Source organism: Paraclostridium sp., assembly GCF_051657365.1.
In the GTDB taxonomy this organism is placed as follows: domain Bacteria; phylum Bacillota; class Clostridia; order Peptostreptococcales; family Peptostreptococcaceae; genus Paraclostridium.
Window position 1 is genome coordinate 60,392 of record NZ_JBOFKN010000101.1, and the last position, 18,385, is coordinate 78,776.

The window sequence follows — 18,385 nt, forward strand, 5'->3', positions numbered from 1 at the left end:
TTATGTGTAAGTGTAAAGGAGATGGCATTAGAAGAGAGACCTAGAGAAAAAATGCTTACTAATGGAGAAAAAAGCTTATCTAATGCTGAATTATTGGCAATTATTTTAAGAACCGGAACTAAAAAGCAAAGTGTTTTAGAATTGGCAAATTATATATTAAATAAAGATATTCAAGGAATAAGATGGTTAAATGACATAACGATACAAGAGTTGTGTGAAATAGATGGAATAGGATTATCTAAAGCATCACAAATAAAGGCTGCTTTAGAGCTTGGTATAAGAATATCTAGTGCAAAACCTACAAGATACAAAGTAACAAATCCATGGGATATTTATAAATTCTACATGGAAGGTCTTCGGTATTTAAATAAAGAAATATTTAAAATAATTCTTTTAAATACTAAAAATGAGATAATTTGTGATGTTGATATATCAGTAGGTACTCTTAATATGTCTGTAGTTCATCCTAGAGAAGTATTTAGAGAAGCGATTAAAAGAAGTAGTAATAAAATTATTCTTATGCATAACCATCCATCTGGAAATATAGATCCATCTAATGAAGATAAAAAAGTAACATCTAGATTAATAAAATGTGGCGAATTAATTGGAATTGAAGTCATTGATCATATAATTATAGGCGATGGGCTTTATTACAGTTTTAAGGAAAATATGATAATTTAATGGATATATGTGAAAGGAGCTTGAAATTATGGCGAAGAAAGAGAAAAAAGAGAAAAAAGGATTAAAATCTTTATTTGGATTTAATAAAATGTCTAAAGATATGGGAATAGACTTAGGAACAGCAAATACATTAGTTTATATAAAAGGTCAAGGAATAGTAGTAAGGGAACCATCTGTTGTGGCAATAAGAGATGATAGTAAATCTGTTTTAGCAGTAGGTGAGGAAGCTAAGAAAATGATAGGTAGAACGCCTGGTAATATAGTTGCAATAAGACCTATGAAAGACGGAGTTATAGCTGATTTTGATATAACGCAAGCAATGTTAAGTTATTTCATAAAAAAAGCAGCTTCAAACAAAGGCGTTGTTAGTCCAAGAATAGCAATATGTGTACCTTTCGGAGTAACAGAAGTAGAAAAAAGAGCTATAGAAGAAGCTGCTAGACAAGCAGGAGCGAGAGATGCATATCTTATAGAAGAACCAATGGCAGCTGCTATAGGTGCAGACCTTAGAGTTGAAGAGCCAGAAGGAAACATGGTAGTTGATATAGGTGGGGGTACTACAGAGATAGCTGTAATATCTTTAGGTGGTATAGTTACTGCTAAGTCTATAAGAATAGGTGGAGACGAGTTTGACGAGTCTATAGTTAGTTACGTTAAGAAAGAATACAACTTAATGATTGGTGAAAGAACAGCTGAAGATGTTAAGATACAAATAGGATCAACATTCAAAGATGATCCAGAAGAAACTATGCAAATAAGAGGTAGAGATTTAATATCTGGACTTCCTAAAACTGAGCATATATCATCATCTCAAGTAAGAGAGGCTTTAAGAGAGCCTATGACATCAATAGTAGATGGAATAAAATCAACTTTAGAAAAAACTCCACCAGAATTAGCTTCAGATATAATGGAGAACGGAATTATGTTAACTGGAGGAGGAGCTTTACTTAGAGGGCTTGACAAATTAGTTAAAGAACATACAGGAATGCCTGTTCACATAGCTGAGAATCCACTAGACTGTGTTGCTTTAGGTACGGGTAAATCTGTAGAAGATCAAGAAATATTTGAAAAAGTATTAATGATGAATACTAGAAGATAATATAAAGTTGGTGATAGGGTGAAATTCGGTAAAAGTAAAAAAGATAATAAAAAATACAACGTTAAAGTGATAGCAACTATAGGAGTTGCTATCACTTTAATTGGAATTGTAGGAATATCTATAGGAAGATATTCAAAAGATGAAAATTCTAAAAGTGGAATTGTTTTAAATGTAGTATCTTCAATCGAAGGTAGTTTAAATGATGGATTTTCATTTTTAAAGAAAAGTACCTCAAATATATTTAAATACAGAGAAAATGCTAAAAAAGTGGAGCAGTTAGAAAAAGAAAATGATAAGTTAAAAAAAGAAGTAATTAATTTAAAAGAAGAAGTACAAAGTTCTAAGTCATTAGAAGATTTAAAGAAATCTTTAAACTTTATACCTGAAAATTACAAGAAAAATATGATTAGTGCCAAGGTTGTTAGTAAAAATGATGGAAATTGGTATCAATCTTTTGTAATAGGAGCAGGAAAAGCAGACGGTGTTAAAAAAGATAGTATTGTTGCAAATGGGAAAGGTTTAGTTGGAATTGTATACGAGGTATCAGATCATTATAGCAAAGCTATATCATTGTTAGATACAAAGTCCTCAGTAAGCTTCCAATTATTAAAAAACAAAGAATTCAAAGGTGTAATAAGTCAAACTGCAAATGAAAATGAAAACTATAAAGCGGAAGGTTTATTAGAAGGATATATGTTTGAGACTTCTTATGATGTACTTCCAGGCGATGTTTTAGTAACATCTGGGTTAGGTTTATATCCTGAATCAATACCTATAGGAAAAATAGAAAAAGTTGTTGATGATAAAAACAGAGGCTTGAAAAATGTAATTGTAAAGCCTTATGCTAATTTCAAAGACATTGATGACGTTGTAGTTATTGAACCAAGAAATATAAAGTAAAAGGAGAAACTACAAATGAAAAGAATAATACTTTTTCTTATAGGTGTGCTAGTAGTGATAATAGAGGGCAGTATTACTAACCATATAAGTTTTTTAGGAGTAAGTATAAACTTCCTTTTAATTTATATAACTATAATTTCTCTATATTTAGAAGATGTAGAAGCAAGTATTATAGCTATTTTATTAGGATTTACCAAAGATATTGCAATAGGCAGTATCTTTGGGGTTAATGCTTTAGTACTAGGGGTAGTAGCGTTTGGAATAAGTAAATTAAAAGATAAGATATATAAAAATAGTTATATAACTATTTTTGCTTTAGTTTTTATAACTAGCTTAATAGATTCTATTGCAAATATAATTCTTTTAGGCATGGTATATCAAACATATGATATCTTAAATATTTTTATAAAAGGTATCTGTACAGTGCCACTTGTTAATAGTATAGGAAGTTTAATTTTTTATTTTGCTTTTAAGGGATCAATCCTTAAACTAAAAAAAGATTAGTGGTGATTAAATGGAGAAAAATACAAAGTTTGATAGATTTGATACAATCAAGTTTATAATAATAGGATTATTATGTGTTATTTTTATAAAAATAGCATACATGACAACATTTAGACATGAGCATTATGGCGAATTGGCAACAAACAAAACATATAAAGAGATACCAGTAAAAGCTCCAAGAGGAGAAATAAAAGATAGATATGGTCGTACTATAGCTACAAATAGAAATTCTTTCACTGTTCACGTAGCTAAAGATGGAATAGAGAGAGAATATGAAAAGGGAAAAACAAAAGCTAATGAAATTTCATTAGAATTAATAAATTTATTACAAAAGAACAAAGAAGAGTATTTAGATGAATTTCCTATTTATGTTGAAAATGGAAAGTACTTCTATACTTTTGATAAAAAAATAAGGGACTTCAAATTAGAAAATAAAATACCTTTAGAATTTAATGCTAAACAGTGTTTTTATTATATGCTAGATGAAGCGATAAAAGAAAAGAAGGTAGATGCATCAGTTAGAGATTTAGAGCCAACTGAAATGCAAGCTAAATTAAATTCGGCAGGTATATACCCTCCTATTTTAGTTTCAGATTGGAAATTTACAGAACAAAGAAATAAAGAAGACTGGTTAAAGTCGTATAAAATAGATAATGTAAATACTAATGCAAAAGATGCTTTTAGAGAGATTAGAAAATATTATAAAATACCTGGAGATTTATCTAATACTGATGCTAGAAAAATAATGTTGGTAAGAGACATGCTTAAATCTCAAGGATATGTTCAGTATAAACCAGTAACTATAGCAAAAGACGTAAAACCAGATACCATATCTCAAATAGAAGAAAGAGCTATTGAGTTACCAGGTGTGTCTATAGCTGTAGAGCCAGTTAGAGACTATCCAGAAAAAACTCTTGCAGCTCATACTTTAGGAACTATGGGAAGAATAGATGAAGCTGAGTTAGCTAAAAGACAAGAAAATGGAGATAACAGATATACTAAAAATGATATTATAGGTAAAACTGGTATTGAAGCTTTTTATGAAGATAAATTAAGAGGAACAGATGGATATAAGAAGGTTGAAGTAGACTCTGCAGGTAGGGTGAGTAAAGAGTTATCATCAGAAGAACCTAAATCAGGAGATACTGTATACCTTAGCTTAGATAAAGACATCCAAAAAGTATCTGATGATTCATTAGAGAGAATAATCAAAGCTGCTAGAAGCGGAAGTACTTTTAAAAGTGAATTTGGAGATTATAGTACAGCTGGAAAGACTGCTCCATACTTAGATTCAGGAGCTACTATAACTATAGATGTAAAAACTGGAGATGTTTTAGCAATGTCTAGTTATCCAAATTATGATCCTAATTTATTTGCTACTGGAATTTCGGGAGATGACTATAAGAAGTTACAACCTAAAAATCCTAATGATGTTTTAGCGGCTAGTCCGTTGAGTAACTTAGTTACAAGAGGAGCATTCCAGCCAGGTTCTACATTCAAAATGATAACAGGTATGGCGGCATTAGAGCAAGGGTTAAGTCCTACTTATGGAATAAATGACCAAGGTGTTATTTACTTAGGTAATAGACCTTTTGCCGATTATGTATGGCACCACGGTAGATCAAACCATGGATATACAAATCTATATAAAGCATTACAAGAATCTTGTAATATTTACTTCTATACCATTGGAACAGGAAAGAACTGGTATGGAGGAGAAGATCCAGGTATAGATATGGGACCTGAAAAAATATTAGAATATGCAAAACTATTTGGATTAGACAAAAATACAGGTCTTGACAAAGAAATTGGAGAGACTAAAGGAAATGTTCCAAACAAAGAAGATAAACTTAAAAATACTGAAAACTCATTAAGAACAGTTTTAGATAAACAAATGAGAAATGCGTTTACAGATATAACAAAAGAAAAAAATCCAGATGAATATAATAAAAGAATAGAAGAAATTGTAAGTTGGACTAAAGAAAATCCATCAAGAAATGAAACTATGAATAGACTGGCAAAACTTCATGTAAAGGAAGATAAAGTTACTGAAATTGCAGATTTAGCCAAGTTTAACTATTTCAACTTTGGTAACTGGAGTGATGCAGATACATTCAACTTAGCTATAGGGCAAGGGGAAAATGCATATACGCCAGCCCAAATTGCAAGATATGTTGCAGCAATAGCTAATGGTGGTAAATTAGTAGAAGCTTCTGTAGTAGATAAAACTATATCTAGTGATTATAAAAATATAGATATAGATGAAAATAAAGTTGAAGTTATACCATTTAAAGATCCAGATCACTTGAAAGATTTAACTCAAGGTATGAAACAGGTGGCTACTATTGGTGGAGCTAAGGCTGTGTTTGGAAACTTCCCAGTATCAGTTGCTGCTAAAACAGGTACAGCAGAGAAAAGTGGTAAGGTACGTACAGCAGATGAATATAAATATTTAATGGATCATATGGGATCTTATGGAGTATCAAAAGATGAAGCTGTTAAATTAGCTGAAAAGATGCAAAAGGAAGCTAATGAAAAAGCTAAAAAAGAATTTGAAAAAGAACAAAAAGAATCTCAAGAAAAACAAGAAAAAGATAGCAAAAAATTATTTGGAAGTGACGATAAAGAAGAAAAAACAACAAAAGCAGAGTTTGTTCCAGATAATAGTGAAAGCACGAAAGCTGCATATTTAAGAAAAGCAATTAAAGAGTTAAACCATAAATTAACAGATGAACAAATAGATAGTTATAAACAAGACTATCCAGCATTTGCATGGTCAGTAGCTTTTGCTCCAGCAGATAATCCTGAAATAGCAGTAGTTACAGTATTACCTAAAGGAGATTCAAGTAGTTTAGCATTACTACCTATTAGAGAAATAATGGGAGAATATTTTGGATTAACAAAAAAACAGCAAGAAGAACTTAATAATCCAAATAAAGATGATAATAATTCAAATAAAGATGCAGAAGTTGTAAAACCTAAGGATGAAAACGAAATGAATTTTGCATCACAATTAAAAAAATAAGAGGATTTAGAAAAAATTTGAAGAATATATAAAGTGAGATACAGCTTTGGAGGTATGAAATGTCTTTTAAAGCAGCAGCTAATGAAGAACTAGTAGAGTTCAAAGGAAATAAAAGAGGCATCGTTGTAAATGTGAAGAAAAAAGCACCTTTTGAAGAAATAAAGCAAAGCATCATAGATAAAATAGAATCTTCTGTAGGTTTTTTCAATGGAGCTAAAATTTGTTCTATAAATTATAAATATTTAAGTGATGTAGAATTACTTGAACTTAAAGAAGATATAACTTCTAAATTTGATATCGAATTTATAGAAGAAGAATCAGTAAAATTACCATATGATCGCTATGAAACTAAATACGTAAATGGTATGCGCTCTGGAGATAACATTGAATTTGAAGGAGATGTAGTTGTAATGGCAGATATGAAACCAGGATGTCAAGTTATGGCTACTGGTAGTGTGGTTGTAATGGGAGATATAAGTCCTGGAGCAAAAGTTATTTCATATGGTAATGTAGTTGTAATGGGTAGAGTAGAAGGATTTATACATGCAGGAGCGAATGGAAATAAAAATGCATATATAGTTGCTAATAATCTAAACCCTAAGGTTTTGAAAATTGCAAAATATATTGCAGAAGCACCAGATGAAGATTATATACAAAGCGATGCTATAAATCCAGAAATAGCATTTACTAGTAATGAGATGATTGTGATTGAAAATTATTTACCCAAAAAAAATAAATAGATAATTTAGTAGGAGGGGGTAGTATTATGAGTGAAGTTATAGTTATAACATCAGGTAAAGGTGGAGTTGGAAAAACTACAACTACAGCGAACTTAGGAACGGCTCTAAGTTTAGAAAATAAGAAAACTGTTGTAGTGGATGCTGATATAGGCCTTAGAAATTTAGACGTTGTAATGGGTCTTGAAAATAGAATAGTGTATGATATTGTTGATGTTGTGGAAGGAACTTGTAGACTTAAACAAGCTCTTATAAAAGACAAGAGATTTGATAATTTATATTTACTACCAGCAGCACAAACTAGAGATAAAAATGCATTGTCAGTAGATCAAATGAAAAGTTTATGCGATAAATTAAGAGAGTCATTTGATTATGTAATAATTGACTGTCCTGCAGGAATTGAACAAGGATTTAAAAATGCTATAGCTGGAGCTGATAGAGCCATAGTTGTGACTAATCCAGAAATATCTGCTGTTAGAGATGCAGATAGAATAATAGGATTATTAGAAGCTAATGAAGTTAAGGATATACGTTTAGTTATAAATAGAATTAGAAATGAAATGGTTAAACGTGGAGATATGATGGACAAGCAAGATATAGTTGAGATACTTGCTATAGACTTAATTGGATTAGTTCCTGATGATGAATGTATAATAGTTTCTACTAATAAGGGTGAGCCTGCTATTTTAGATACAAAATCAAATGCAGGGCAAGCTTACAAAAATGTTGCAAAGAGAATATTAGGAGAAGATATACCTCTTATGCAAATAGAAACAGAAACTAATATATTAACTAAAATCAAAAAGATGTTTGGAATGGCTAAGTAGTGAAGGGGGATAAATTCATGTTAGATTTATTTAAGATATTCTCTAATGAATCTAAAACTAGCAAAAATGTAGCTAAAGAAAGGCTAAAGCTAGTTTTAGTACATGATAGAATAGACTGTTCTCCACAACTTCTAGACTTAATTAAGTCGGATATTTTAAAAGTTATTGCAAATTATGCTGAGATAGAAGAAGACGGATTAGAAATAAAGATGGCTAAATCTAGAAGTGATGAAGAAGATGGTCCAATATCAGCGTTAGTTGCTAATATACCATTAAAGAATATAAGAGAAAGAAGTAGATAAAAAAGGGGGGGCTTATTAGTCGGTCCCCTTTTTGTATTAAAACAACTGTGCTACTTAGGTATGGTCTTAATAAGAAAGATGGTGATGACATGTTTGATTTAAAATCGAAATTAAAATTAATAAAAGAACTTGATTGGAAGCTTATAGCTATAGTTACTTGTATATTTGCTTTTGGTTTAGTTATATTGAGTAGTGCGACTCATGCCACTACAACAGGTAATTACTTTCAGATAACAAAGCAAGGTATAGCTTTTATGGTAGGTATGGGGCTTGTATTTCTTATATTGCTATTTGATTATAATTTTTTAGGTAAACACTATAAAGGGTTATATGTATTTAGTATAGTGTTATTGGTATTAGTATGGATACCTGGACTAGGTAAGGATATGGGAGGAGCTAGGTCGTGGCTTAACCTTGGAGTTTTAGATTTTCAAACATCTGAGTTAGTTAAGTTAACATTTATACTAAGTTATGCAAAGATAGTAGAAGAGAAAAAAGGTAAGTTAAATACTATAAAGGACTTGATACCTTTAGTGTTATATGCGGCACCTATAATATTACTTTTACTTATACAACCAGACTTAGGGACTACTATAGTATTTTGTTGTATAATAGGGGGAATGTTATTTACTGCAGGCCTTAATGATAAAATTATTAAAAGAGGGCTTATGTTAGTAGTAATAGCAATGCCACTTATGTATATGGTAATGGCTCCGCACCAAAGAATAAGAATAGATGCCTACTTAAATCCAGAAGATATTACACTACCTGGTAACTACCAAGTAATGCAGTCGATGATTGCGATAGGTTCAGGAGGAGTTACAGGTAAAGGATTATATGAAGGTACTCAAAATCAAAATAATTTCTTACCAGTTCAAGATAGTGATTTTATATTTGCAGTTATAGGTGAAGAATTAGGGCTTATAGGAATGTTTGTTATAATATTACTATACGCAATGTTTTTGATAAGAATGATTGTTATAGCTAGAGAAGCAAAAGATTTTTATGGAACACTTATTGTAATAGGAGTTACCTGTATGTTTGCATATCAGATTATACAAAATATAGGAATGACTGTTGCTGTTATACCGGTTACAGGAGTAACATTACCTTTTGTTAGTTATGGAGGAAGTTCATTAATGACATCACTTGCTAACTTAGGTTTAGTTTTAAATGTAGGTATGAGAAGAAAGAAAATAAATTTCTAATATATTAGGGGTGACTTAAATGAATATAGCATTAATAGCACATGATGAGATGAAAAACACGATGGTTGGATTTTGTATAGGTTATGAATCTATACTTAGTCAATATGGTTTATACGCTACAGGAACTACTGGAAAGAGAATAGAAGATGAAACAGGACTTAATATTAAGAGGTTAGCATCTGGACCTCTTGGAGGCGATCAACAGATAGGATCTTTAGTAGTTTCTCAAGATATTGATTTAGTAATTTTCCTTAGAGATCCAATGACAGCTCAAGCTCATGAACCAGATATACAAGCTTTGATTAGACTTTGTGATGTTTATCATGTTCCCGTTGCTACTAATCTTGCATCAGCTGAGATTTTTATTAAGGCTATTGATAGAGGGGAATTTTCTTGGAGGGAAGTTAGAAAGACTTCAACTCAACGTATATAATGAAATATAACAAAAATGCTATCTCGAAGAGATAGCATTTTTTATTTATTATTTAATTGATTCGGCGAAGTTTACACCGAAATCGAAACATTCTTGTAAAGTTTCATCACTTGGGAAGAATTTCTTCTTAAGTGTTTCAACTGGCATTTTGAATCCCATGTTTTTAACAAGTAGTTCAGCCATTGTTATACCTTCACCACTCCATCCATAAGAACCAAATACTCCAGCAAATTTACCTTGATTAGCCATAGGATCTATTAAAGAAAAAGCATCCCACATAGGTTTAACCATAGTTCTGTTTATTGTTGGAGAACCGAATAATATACCTTTAGACATTACCATAACATCATGAAGTTCTGCTAAATCCATTTCTTCTATATCATATAAAGCAGCAGCTTCACCAGTAGATATTATACCATCATATATTTTTTCAGCCATAACCTTAGTGTTAGTATAAGCTGATAAGTATAATATAGCTACTTGATCTTGGTTAGTAGAATTAACTGTCTCAGTAGACCAATCTACATATCTCTTAACTTGAGCCATAGGATCTTTTGTTAACAGTGGACCATGAGATGTTAATATAGTATCGAAATCTAATCCTAATTCAATAACTTTATTTACAGCTTTTAAAACATGCTTAGAGAATGGTTTAACTATGCAGTCAAAGTAATGCTTAGATGATTTTAAGTAATCTTCGTTATTTACGATTTCAGGATCTACACTTGCAAAGTGACATCCAAAAGCATCACAAGTAAGTAAAGTTTTATCTTCTTCTATATAAGTAAACATTGTATCTGCCCAATGTAGGAAAGGTGCAGATATGAATTTTAAAGTTCTTTTACCAATATTTAAAGTTTCACCATCTTTTATAACATGACATTTAAATGGTCTATTAACTTGTTCAGCTAAATACATTTTAGCAGCATTTGTACATATAACTTCTACATCTGGATTTATATCTAATATATATTTTAAGCTTCCAGCGTGATCTGGCTCAGTATGATGTACAACAACATAATCTAATTCTTCTATTTTTGTTAATGATGATAATTTTTCAATAAATTCATCTTTAAAGTTTGGTTTTACAGTATCGAATAATACTTTTTTTTCATCATCTATAAAATAAGCATTATAAGTTGTACCAAATTCAGTTTCCATTATGATGTCAAAGACTTTTAAGTCTTTATCTATAACACCAGTCCAATAAATATCATTTTTAATTTCGAACGCTTTTTTCATAAGAAAATCCTCCTAGAACCCTAATTAATAAAATACGTAATTATATTTAAAATATACCCAATAATAAAGCATTAAAACACATTGTATACAAAAGACTTTAAAAATTCTTAAAATTTGTATATGCTTTAATTACTATATTAACAAAAAATGCTATTATTTTGAATAGAATAATTAGTAATTTGCAAATATTATAAGTAATTATATTTTGATAGATTTTAGTATATCGTGTATAATAATACTTATGTTTATATAAAGAAATAAACTTACGGAGGATTTTTATGAATAAAAAAATAGACTTAAAAAGGATTCTTAAAAAGGTTGAAAAACCTGCTAGATATTTAGGTAATGAAGTAAACTCGATACATAAAGACACATCAAATGAAAACCTAATAAGATATGCTCATTGTTTCCCTGACCTTTATGAGGTAGGAATGAGTCACTTAGGTAGCCATATATTATATGATGTTATAAATAGAGATGAAGAAGTATTTTGTGAAAGAGTGTATGCACCTAGTGTAGATATGGAAGAAAAAATGCGCGAAAATAATATTCCTTTATTTGCATTAGAATCAAGACAAGCTATAACTAATTTTGATTTTTTAGCTTTTACACTTCAATATGAGCTATCTTATACTAACATATTAAACATGTTAGATTTAGCTAAAGTTGAAATATTAGCTAAAGATAGAAATATAGATGCTCCATTTGTATTAGTTGGAGGTCCATGTGCTTATAATCCAGAACCTATGGCTGACTTTGTTGATATAGTTGTTTTAGGTGAAGGAGAAGAAGTTAACTTAGAAATAGTAAATAGATATAAAGCATGGAAGAAAAATAAAACTACAAGAGATGAGTTTTTATTAGATATAGCTAATATAGAAGGTGTTTATATACCTAAGTTTTATGATGTAAGTTACAATGAAGATGGTACTATAAAAGAAGTAAAACCTAATGTAGACGGGGTACCGCAAAATCCACATAAGAGAATTATAAAGGATATGGATGAAGTTTTTTATCCTGAAAAATTAATAGTTCCATTTATAGATACTGTTCACGATAGAATAGTATTAGAATTATTTAGAGGATGTACAAGAGGATGTAGATTCTGCCAAGCTGGTATGATATACAGACCGATAAGAGAAAAAAGTTTAGATAGACTAAAAGAAATACTTGAAAAATTAGTTAAAAATACAGGCTACGATGAGATATCTTTATCTTCATTAAGTACAAGTGATTACAGTCAATTATCAGAGCTTACTGATTATCTAGTTAATGAGTATGCATCTCAAAATATTGGTATATCACTACCTTCACTAAGATTAGATAACTTCTCTATGGAAATAGCCGAGAAAATACAGCAAGTAAGAAAATCAGGTCTTACATTTGCACCAGAAGCAGGAACTCAAAGAATGAGGGATGTTATAAACAAAGGCGTAACTGAAGAAGATTTAGAAAATGCTACAAGAAAAGCATTTGAAATGGGATGGAATAGTGTTAAGTTATACTTCATGATAGGTCTTCCGACAGAAACTTATGAAGACTTAGATGGTATAGCAGATCTTGCTTATAAAGTTATAGATATGTATAGAGATGTTCACAATGGAAAGATAAAGAGAGCATTTGGAGTTACAGTAAGTACATCAACTTTTGTACCTAAACCATTTACTCCATTCCAATGGCATGGACAAGATACAACTGAAGAAATAAGAGAAAAGCAAAGACACTTAGTTAAAAAGTTAAGAAATGGAAATATAAAATATAACTACCATGACTCAAAAACTAGTTTAATGGAAGCTGTTGTAGCTAGAGGCGATAGAAAATTAGGTAAAGTTATATATGATGCATATAAAGCTGGAGCTAAGTTTGATGGATGGGCTGAACACTTTAAGTTAGAGATATGGGAAGAAGCTATGAATAATAACAATCTTGATATAGCATTTTATGCTAACAGAGAAAGAGATTATGAAGAAGTATTCCCATGGGATCATTTAGATGTTGGAGTTAATAAAAAATTCTTAATGAGAGAAAATGAAAAGTCAAAGCAAGATGCTATAACTGTTGACTGCAGACATAAATGTAATGGTTGTGGAATAAATACACATACTATAGGAAAGGGGATGTGCTAATTATGAGCAAAATATTAAGATGTAAGTTTAAAAAAGAAGATGATATGATATATACATCACATCTTGATTTACAAAGATTATTACAAAGAGCTTTTAGAAGAGCTGATATAGAATTATCATATTCTCAAGGATATAATCCTCACCCTAAGATGAGTTATGGACACGCACTTGCATTAGGTACAGAAAGTCAAGGAGAGTATGTAGATGTTGAAATAGAGGACAATTTAAGTCCAGAAGAGTTTTTAACAAGAATAAATGCTACTATGCCAAAAGGGGTAGCTTTTACAAAGGCTATGGAAATAACTAAAGATGTTCCTTCGTTAGCATCTACTATAGAATATGGTGAATATGTGTTTACTATAGAAGTAGAGAAGCCATTATCTAAGGAATATGTTAAGACTAAAGTAGCTGACTTAATGAATACTGAAGAAATAATAATAACTAAGAAAAATAAAAAAGGTAAAACTGTAGAAGTTGATATAAGACCTATGATAAAAAACTTCGATGTTATGGATGTTGAAGATAAGGTTATAACTTTAGAAGCGACTGTATCTACAGGGTCTAAGTCAAATTTAAATACTAATATATTTATTCCTAAGATGTTAGAAATATTTGAAATGGATATAGATCCTTTAGATGTTGATATACTAAGAAGAGAATTATATGTAGTTAAAGATGGAGAACTAGTAACTCCAATGTAGGAAAGAGGTGGATATCCACCTCTTTTCTGATATAGGGACGCGCGAGTGTAGTATGTATGTTTTCTTCACACGACGTGCTGTGCACGTTAAGTGTTTCGTCAACATACATACTACACTCTTTGCTAATGCCGATTTAGATAATAATTTTGGATATTGGAAGAAGAGAGAAGAGGAAGTGAATTTTTGTTGAAGAGTATTGTTATAGAGTCGTTAGTTACTTCTCAAAAGGTTGCTGTTTTAGAGGATGGTAAGTTGAGTGAGCTTTTGATAGAGGATAATTTAAATTGTAAGACAGTTTCTAATATTTATAGAGGTGTTGTGAAGAAAGCTTTAAAGGGAATTGAGGCTTATTTTGTTGATATTGGAACTGAGAAACTTGGGTATTTGAGTATGAAGAGTAATGAAAGTATTAAGTGTGGGCAGGATATTTTAGTTCAGATTAATAAGGAAGCTATAGGCACTAAGGGTGCAAAGCTTAATACAGAGATTAGTTTTGCTGGTAGGCATTTAGTTTATATTCCTTCTAATAATAGGTTAACTATGTCTAATAAGATTAAATCTGAGAAGGAACGCTTTAGGATAAAGAAGATTGTTCAAGATATAGATGAAGAATTTACTGGAATTATAAGAACTGAAGCTGTTGGATGTTCTAAAGAAGAAATTGAAAAAGATATAGCTGATTTAAAGACGAAGTATGATTATGTATTGAAGGAATTTAAGTTAGGTATGGGACCAAAGCTTTTATATAAAGATTTAGATTTTGCATCTAAGTATGTTAAGGATAATGTTAATGACAATGTTGAAAAAATAGTTGTTAATAACAATGATAAGTATGAAGAATTAAAGGCTATTTTATCTATAGTAAATAAAGAGTATAAGGATAAATTAGTATTAGAAAATAATAAAGACGTTTTTGATTTACATTCTGTTCAAACTCAAATAGACAAGTGTTTAAGTAGGAAAGTATGGTTAAAGAGTGGGGGATATTTAATAATAGATAAAACAGAAGCTCTTACAGTTATAGATGTTAATACAGGCAAGTTTACAGGAAACTCTAATTTAGATGAAACAGTTTATAAAACAAATTTAGAAGCGGCTGTTGAAGTTGCTAGACTTTTAAGAATAAGAGATATGGCTGGGATAATAATTGTAGACTTTATAGATATGCAAAAAAATGAATACAAAAAAAACCTTTTAGAAATTTTAAATAAAGAAACTTTAAAAGATAAAAGAAAAATAAATGTTATGGGAATGACTAAGCTAGGATTAGTTGAAATAGCTAGAAGAAGAGAAAAGGACTCTATAGATAGTTACTATCTTAAAGAATGTGATATATGTAAAAGTGGAGAAAGCATAAAATCTATAAAAAGATTGATAGATGAAATTGAAAAAGAAGTTATGAGAGTTAGAGAGCATACATCTTATGATAATATTGAAATTCAGCTAAATGAAAAGGTTGTAGATGATATTAATAAATATTATAAATCTAAAATAGATAGCATAAGTCAAAAATATAATATAAAAATAGACTTGAGTAAAAAAACAGAAATAGGGCATGAAAAAATGAATATTATTTTTAATAGTTAGTTGACAGTTACTATAAATTATAGTATTATTTATAAATGTAGTGCCGCTCAATAAAGGTTTGGAAATCTCTTTGGAGTACCTTTGATTGGCGAGTTTAAGACCGAGGAGGTGTATTTAATGTACGCTATAGTTAAAACTGGAGGAAAGCAATACAAAGTTGCTGAAGGAGATGTAATCTTCGTAGAAAAGTTAGAAGCTAACGAAGGTGACGTTGTTACTTTAAACGAAGTATTAGCTTGTTCTAAAGACGGAAACTTAGTAGTAGGAAGCCCTGTTGTTGAAGGTGCGACTGTTTCTGCTAAAGTTGTTGAGCAAGGAAAAGCTAAGAAAGTTGTAGTTTTCAAGTATAAAGCTAAGAAAGACTACAGAAGAAAGAACGGACATCGTCAAGCTTACACTAAGTTAGTAGTTGAAAAGATAAACGCTTAATTGTAAGAACCATGATAAAGGTTAAATATTATCAAAACGACGATTTCAAGCTTAAAGGTTTTTGTCTAAAAGGACATGCTGATTACGCAGAACTAGGTTCTGACATTGTATGTGCGGCGGTCACGTCAAATGCAGTATCAGTTATAAATTCTTTAAGTATATTGCAAAAAATTGAATTTGATAAAGTAATAGGCCAAGAAGGTCATATTGAGTGTATTGTAAAAGATAAAGATCTAGACAAGGCTCAATTGTTATTACAACATTTTCAATTAGCTATTAATGAAATTAAAAGGGAATACCCAAAAAATATAAAAATTCTAAAAAAGTAGGAGGTGACTCCAGAATGTTAAAAATGAACTTACAATTACTTGCATCTAAAAAAGGGGTAGGATCTTCAAAGAACGGTAGAGATTCTGTTTCTAAAAGATTAGGTGTTAAGAGATTTGATGGACAAGTTGTAACTGCTGGAAGTATAATAGTTAGACAAAGAGGAACTAAGATACATCCAGGTACTAACGTAGGTAAAGGTGGAGATGACACTTTATTCGCATTAGTTGACGGTGCTGTTAAATTCGAAAGAAAAGACAAGAAAAGAAAGAAAGTAAGTGTATACCCAGTTGCTGAGTAATATACTAAAGAAAGGAGTGTTCATACACTCCTTTTTTAAATATAAGGATTAATATAAACCTAATATTAATTTTATGCATTTGTATATTTAATATTAGGTTTATATTTTAAATATGGCTCGGATAGAATTTATATTATAGATTATGGCAAATATAAAGAAAAAAGCTTTAAAGTAAGAAGGTGAATAATTATGTTTATAGATAAGGCTAGGATATTTGTGAAAGCTGGAAACGGTGGTAATGGAGCAGTATCTTTTAGAAAAGAAAAATACGTTCCAGCAGGAGGCCCAGACGGTGGCGATGGTGGACGTGGAGCAAGCATAATATTTAAGGTTGATGAAGGATTAAGAACATTAATGGACTTTAAATATCAAACTAAATACGCTGCTCAAGCTGGTGGTGATGGAACTAAGAGAAGACAAGCTGGTAAAAACGGTGAAGACTTAGTGTTATCAGTTCCTCCAGGAACAATAATAAGAGATGAAGCTACAGGTCTTATAATTGCTGACTTAAAAGAAGAAGGCGATGAAGCTGTAGTTGCAAGAGGCGGAAGAGGTGGAAAAGGAAACCAAAACTTCGCCAATGCAGTAAGACAAGCTCCTGCATTTGCAAAATCAGGAACTGATGGAGATGAAAAATGGATTGTGCTAGAGTTAAAAATGATAGCTGATGTTGGTTTATTAGGATTCCCTAATGTAGGAAAATCAACATTCTTATCAGTTGTAACTAAAGCTAAACCAAAGATAGCTAACTATCATTTCACAACTTTAACACCTAACTTAGGTGTTGTTCAAACTAAGTTTGGAGATAGTTTTGTACTTGCTGATATACCAGGACTTATAGAAGGTGCTGCTGAAGGTATCGGTTTAGGACATGACTTCTTAAGACATGTTGAAAGAACAAAAGTATTAATACATGTAGTTGATATATCAGGTATAGAGGGTAGAGATGCTCTAGAAGACTTTGATAAGATAAATGATGAGTTAAAATTATACAATGAAAAATTATCAAGTAGACCACAAGTTGTTGTTGCTAATAAGATAGATATAATGGAAGATGCTAGTAACTTTGAAGACTTTAAAAATGAATTAGAGTCAAGAGGATACAAAGTATTTAAAATGTCTGCTGCAACAAGAGAAGGTATTGATGATGTTATAGCTTATGTTTCTCAATTATTAAAAGAAGTTGAAGACATAGAGTTAGTATCAGAAGAAGAAATGTATAGACCTGAATTAGTTCAAGATACTGAAGAAGGACTACAAGTAGAAATAGAAGATGGAGTATTTGTTGTTACTGGTAAAGCACTAAGAAGAATAATGTACTCTGTTAACTTTGAAGATATGGAATCAGTTCAGTTCTTCCAAAAATCTATGGAATCTCAAGGTGTGTTTGATAAACTAAGAGAAATGGGCATAGAAGATGGAGATACTGTTAAGATATACGATATAGAATTCGAGTTCTATAACTAAAATTAATTAAAGACGTAAAGAGGTGTACACATGTTAAAAGGAAAGCAAAGAGCATATTTAAGATCTGTAGCTAACACTTTAAAACCTATAACTCAAATAGGTAAAGAAGGTGTTACTGAAAGTTTCTTAGAGCAATTAGAAGGTATGTTAAAATCTAGAGAAATAGTTAAGGTTTCAATATTAGAAAATGCAGGATTAGATACAAAAGAAACTGCAAATGCTATATGTGAAGCTATAAGAGCGGAATTCGTTCAAGCTATAGGATTTAAATTTACTATATATAAGAAAAATGACGAAGATCCAAAGATAATATTCCCAGGCCATGAGCAAGCTAAGGCTAAAAAAGTAAATGAAAAAGTAACTTTAACTAAAAAAGGGAAACCAACTAAGAGATCTGCTAGATAATTATATAATTAGATGCCTAGAAATATTTGAAGGCATCTTTTTTTATTTTAATTAAAACTAAATAAACTATTATTTACTTAATAT

19 protein-coding genes are annotated in these 18,385 nt (G+C 30.6%); 18 read left to right on the plus strand and 1 reads right to left on the minus strand.

Annotation, left to right across the window (positions count from 1 at the left end; translation table 11 throughout):
• The first annotated feature begins 21 nt into the window (after positions 1 to 21).
• The 10 genes from radC to mgsA all read left to right on the plus strand — a co-directional run bounded on the left by radC (position 22) and on the right by mgsA (position 9,716).
• Positions 22 to 681, plus strand: a complete 660-nt coding sequence (gene radC / locus ACRCYC_RS07510) for a RadC family protein (RefSeq protein WP_438618578.1) — start codon at positions 22 to 24, stop codon at positions 679 to 681.
• A gap of 28 nt (positions 682 to 709) precedes the next feature.
• Positions 710 to 1,780 (plus strand): rod shape-determining protein, encoded by a 1,071-nt coding sequence (locus ACRCYC_RS07515; protein WP_438618517.1) that lies wholly within the window; start codon positions 710 to 712, stop codon positions 1,778 to 1,780.
• Between the two features lie 18 nt (positions 1,781 to 1,798).
• Positions 1,799 to 2,680 (plus strand): rod shape-determining protein MreC, encoded by an 882-nt coding sequence (gene mreC / locus ACRCYC_RS07520; RefSeq protein WP_438618518.1) that lies wholly within the window; start codon positions 1,799 to 1,801, stop codon positions 2,678 to 2,680.
• A 15-nt stretch (positions 2,681 to 2,695) separates the two neighbouring features.
• Positions 2,696 to 3,184: a rod shape-determining protein MreD gene (mreD, locus tag ACRCYC_RS07525; protein WP_438618519.1), complete on the plus strand. Its 489-nt coding sequence runs from the start codon at positions 2,696 to 2,698 to the stop codon at positions 3,182 to 3,184.
• A gap of 10 nt (positions 3,185 to 3,194) precedes the next feature.
• Positions 3,195 to 6,209, plus strand: coding sequence for a penicillin-binding transpeptidase domain-containing protein (locus ACRCYC_RS07530; RefSeq protein WP_438618520.1), 3,015 nt, complete (start codon positions 3,195 to 3,197; stop codon positions 6,207 to 6,209).
• Positions 6,210 to 6,268: 59 nt separating this feature from the next.
• Positions 6,269 to 6,949 carry a septum site-determining protein MinC gene (locus ACRCYC_RS07535; protein WP_438618522.1) on the plus strand — a complete coding sequence of 227 codons (681 nt, stop codon included), beginning with the start codon at positions 6,269 to 6,271 and terminating at the stop codon, positions 6,947 to 6,949.
• Positions 6,950 to 6,975: 26 nt separating this feature from the next.
• A complete protein-coding gene (minD, locus tag ACRCYC_RS07540) occupies positions 6,976 to 7,773 on the plus strand; it encodes a septum site-determining protein MinD (protein WP_438618523.1) in 798 nt (265 codons plus the stop codon).
• A 17-nt stretch (positions 7,774 to 7,790) separates the two neighbouring features.
• Positions 7,791 to 8,075, plus strand: coding sequence for a cell division topological specificity factor MinE (gene minE, locus ACRCYC_RS07545; RefSeq protein WP_438618525.1), 285 nt, complete (start codon positions 7,791 to 7,793; stop codon positions 8,073 to 8,075).
• Between the two features lie 89 nt (positions 8,076 to 8,164).
• Entirely contained in the window at positions 8,165 to 9,283 is a 1,119-nt protein-coding gene (gene rodA / locus ACRCYC_RS07550) for a rod shape-determining protein RodA (RefSeq protein ID WP_438618526.1), read from the plus strand.
• A gap of 19 nt (positions 9,284 to 9,302) precedes the next feature.
• Positions 9,303 to 9,716, plus strand: coding sequence for a methylglyoxal synthase (mgsA, locus tag ACRCYC_RS07555; RefSeq protein WP_438618527.1), 414 nt, complete (start codon positions 9,303 to 9,305; stop codon positions 9,714 to 9,716).
• A 48-nt stretch (positions 9,717 to 9,764) separates the two neighbouring features.
• Here the strand turns inward: mgsA and ACRCYC_RS07560 are convergent, their stop codons facing one another.
• Positions 9,765 to 10,958, minus strand: coding sequence for an FprA family A-type flavoprotein (locus ACRCYC_RS07560; RefSeq protein WP_438618528.1), 1,194 nt, complete (start codon positions 10,956 to 10,958; stop codon positions 9,765 to 9,767).
• Positions 10,959 to 11,236: 278 nt separating this feature from the next.
• On the opposite strand from ACRCYC_RS07560, the gene ACRCYC_RS07565 reads away from it, so the two are divergent.
• The 8 genes from ACRCYC_RS07565 to ACRCYC_RS07600 all read left to right on the plus strand — a co-directional run bounded on the left by ACRCYC_RS07565 (position 11,237) and on the right by ACRCYC_RS07600 (position 18,301).
• On the plus strand, positions 11,237 to 13,084 hold the full coding sequence (locus ACRCYC_RS07565) for a TIGR03960 family B12-binding radical SAM protein (protein ID WP_438618529.1): 1,848 nt from the start codon (positions 11,237 to 11,239) through the stop codon (positions 13,082 to 13,084).
• 2 nt (positions 13,085 to 13,086) lie between these two features.
• A complete protein-coding gene (locus ACRCYC_RS07570) occupies positions 13,087 to 13,785 on the plus strand; it encodes a TIGR03936 family radical SAM-associated protein (protein WP_438618530.1) in 699 nt (232 codons plus the stop codon).
• A gap of 183 nt (positions 13,786 to 13,968) precedes the next feature.
• The gene (locus tag ACRCYC_RS07575; RefSeq protein WP_438618531.1) at positions 13,969 to 15,372 is read left to right on the plus strand and encodes an Rne/Rng family ribonuclease; all 1,404 of its coding nucleotides are present in this window, start codon (positions 13,969 to 13,971) and stop codon (positions 15,370 to 15,372) included.
• Positions 15,373 to 15,489: 117 nt separating this feature from the next.
• Entirely contained in the window at positions 15,490 to 15,801 is a 312-nt protein-coding gene (rplU, locus tag ACRCYC_RS07580) for a 50S ribosomal protein L21 (protein ID WP_438618532.1), read from the plus strand.
• A gap of 11 nt (positions 15,802 to 15,812) precedes the next feature.
• Positions 15,813 to 16,130 carry a ribosomal-processing cysteine protease Prp gene (locus tag ACRCYC_RS07585; protein WP_438618533.1) on the plus strand — a complete coding sequence of 106 codons (318 nt, stop codon included), beginning with the start codon at positions 15,813 to 15,815 and terminating at the stop codon, positions 16,128 to 16,130.
• A 14-nt stretch (positions 16,131 to 16,144) separates the two neighbouring features.
• The gene (rpmA, locus tag ACRCYC_RS07590; RefSeq protein WP_021428632.1) at positions 16,145 to 16,429 is read left to right on the plus strand and encodes a 50S ribosomal protein L27; all 285 of its coding nucleotides are present in this window, start codon (positions 16,145 to 16,147) and stop codon (positions 16,427 to 16,429) included.
• A gap of 189 nt (positions 16,430 to 16,618) precedes the next feature.
• Positions 16,619 to 17,896 carry a GTPase ObgE gene (gene obgE / locus ACRCYC_RS07595; RefSeq protein WP_438618534.1) on the plus strand — a complete coding sequence of 426 codons (1,278 nt, stop codon included), beginning with the start codon at positions 16,619 to 16,621 and terminating at the stop codon, positions 17,894 to 17,896.
• Between the two features lie 30 nt (positions 17,897 to 17,926).
• On the plus strand, positions 17,927 to 18,301 hold the full coding sequence (locus ACRCYC_RS07600) for a YhbY family RNA-binding protein (protein WP_438618535.1): 375 nt from the start codon (positions 17,927 to 17,929) through the stop codon (positions 18,299 to 18,301).
• Positions 18,302 to 18,385: the final 84 nt, after the last annotated feature.

Coding starts and splice junctions, on each gene's coding strand:
- radC (WP_438618578.1), top strand. CDS start 22: ATGGCATTAGAAGAGAGACCTAGAGAAAAAATGCTTACTAATGGAGAA.
- ACRCYC_RS07515 (WP_438618517.1), top strand. CDS start 710: ATGGCGAAGAAAGAGAAAAAAGAGAAAAAAGGATTAAAATCTTTATTT.
- mreD (WP_438618519.1), top strand. CDS start 2,696: ATGAAAAGAATAATACTTTTTCTTATAGGTGTGCTAGTAGTGATAATA.
- ACRCYC_RS07530 (WP_438618520.1), top strand. CDS start 3,195: ATGGAGAAAAATACAAAGTTTGATAGATTTGATACAATCAAGTTTATA.
- ACRCYC_RS07535 (WP_438618522.1), top strand. CDS start 6,269: ATGTCTTTTAAAGCAGCAGCTAATGAAGAACTAGTAGAGTTCAAAGGA.
- minD (WP_438618523.1), top strand. CDS start 6,976: ATGAGTGAAGTTATAGTTATAACATCAGGTAAAGGTGGAGTTGGAAAA.
- minE (WP_438618525.1), top strand. CDS start 7,791: ATGTTAGATTTATTTAAGATATTCTCTAATGAATCTAAAACTAGCAAA.
- rodA (WP_438618526.1), top strand. CDS start 8,165: ATGTTTGATTTAAAATCGAAATTAAAATTAATAAAAGAACTTGATTGG.
- mgsA (WP_438618527.1), top strand. CDS start 9,303: ATGAATATAGCATTAATAGCACATGATGAGATGAAAAACACGATGGTT.
- ACRCYC_RS07560 (WP_438618528.1), bottom strand. CDS start 10,958: ATGAAAAAAGCGTTCGAAATTAAAAATGATATTTATTGGACTGGTGTT.
- ACRCYC_RS07565 (WP_438618529.1), top strand. CDS start 11,237: ATGAATAAAAAAATAGACTTAAAAAGGATTCTTAAAAAGGTTGAAAAA.
- ACRCYC_RS07570 (WP_438618530.1), top strand. CDS start 13,087: ATGAGCAAAATATTAAGATGTAAGTTTAAAAAAGAAGATGATATGATA.
- rplU (WP_438618532.1), top strand. CDS start 15,490: ATGTACGCTATAGTTAAAACTGGAGGAAAGCAATACAAAGTTGCTGAA.
- ACRCYC_RS07585 (WP_438618533.1), top strand. CDS start 15,813: ATGATAAAGGTTAAATATTATCAAAACGACGATTTCAAGCTTAAAGGT.
- rpmA (WP_021428632.1), top strand. CDS start 16,145: ATGTTAAAAATGAACTTACAATTACTTGCATCTAAAAAAGGGGTAGGA.
- obgE (WP_438618534.1), top strand. CDS start 16,619: ATGTTTATAGATAAGGCTAGGATATTTGTGAAAGCTGGAAACGGTGGT.
- ACRCYC_RS07600 (WP_438618535.1), top strand. CDS start 17,927: ATGTTAAAAGGAAAGCAAAGAGCATATTTAAGATCTGTAGCTAACACT.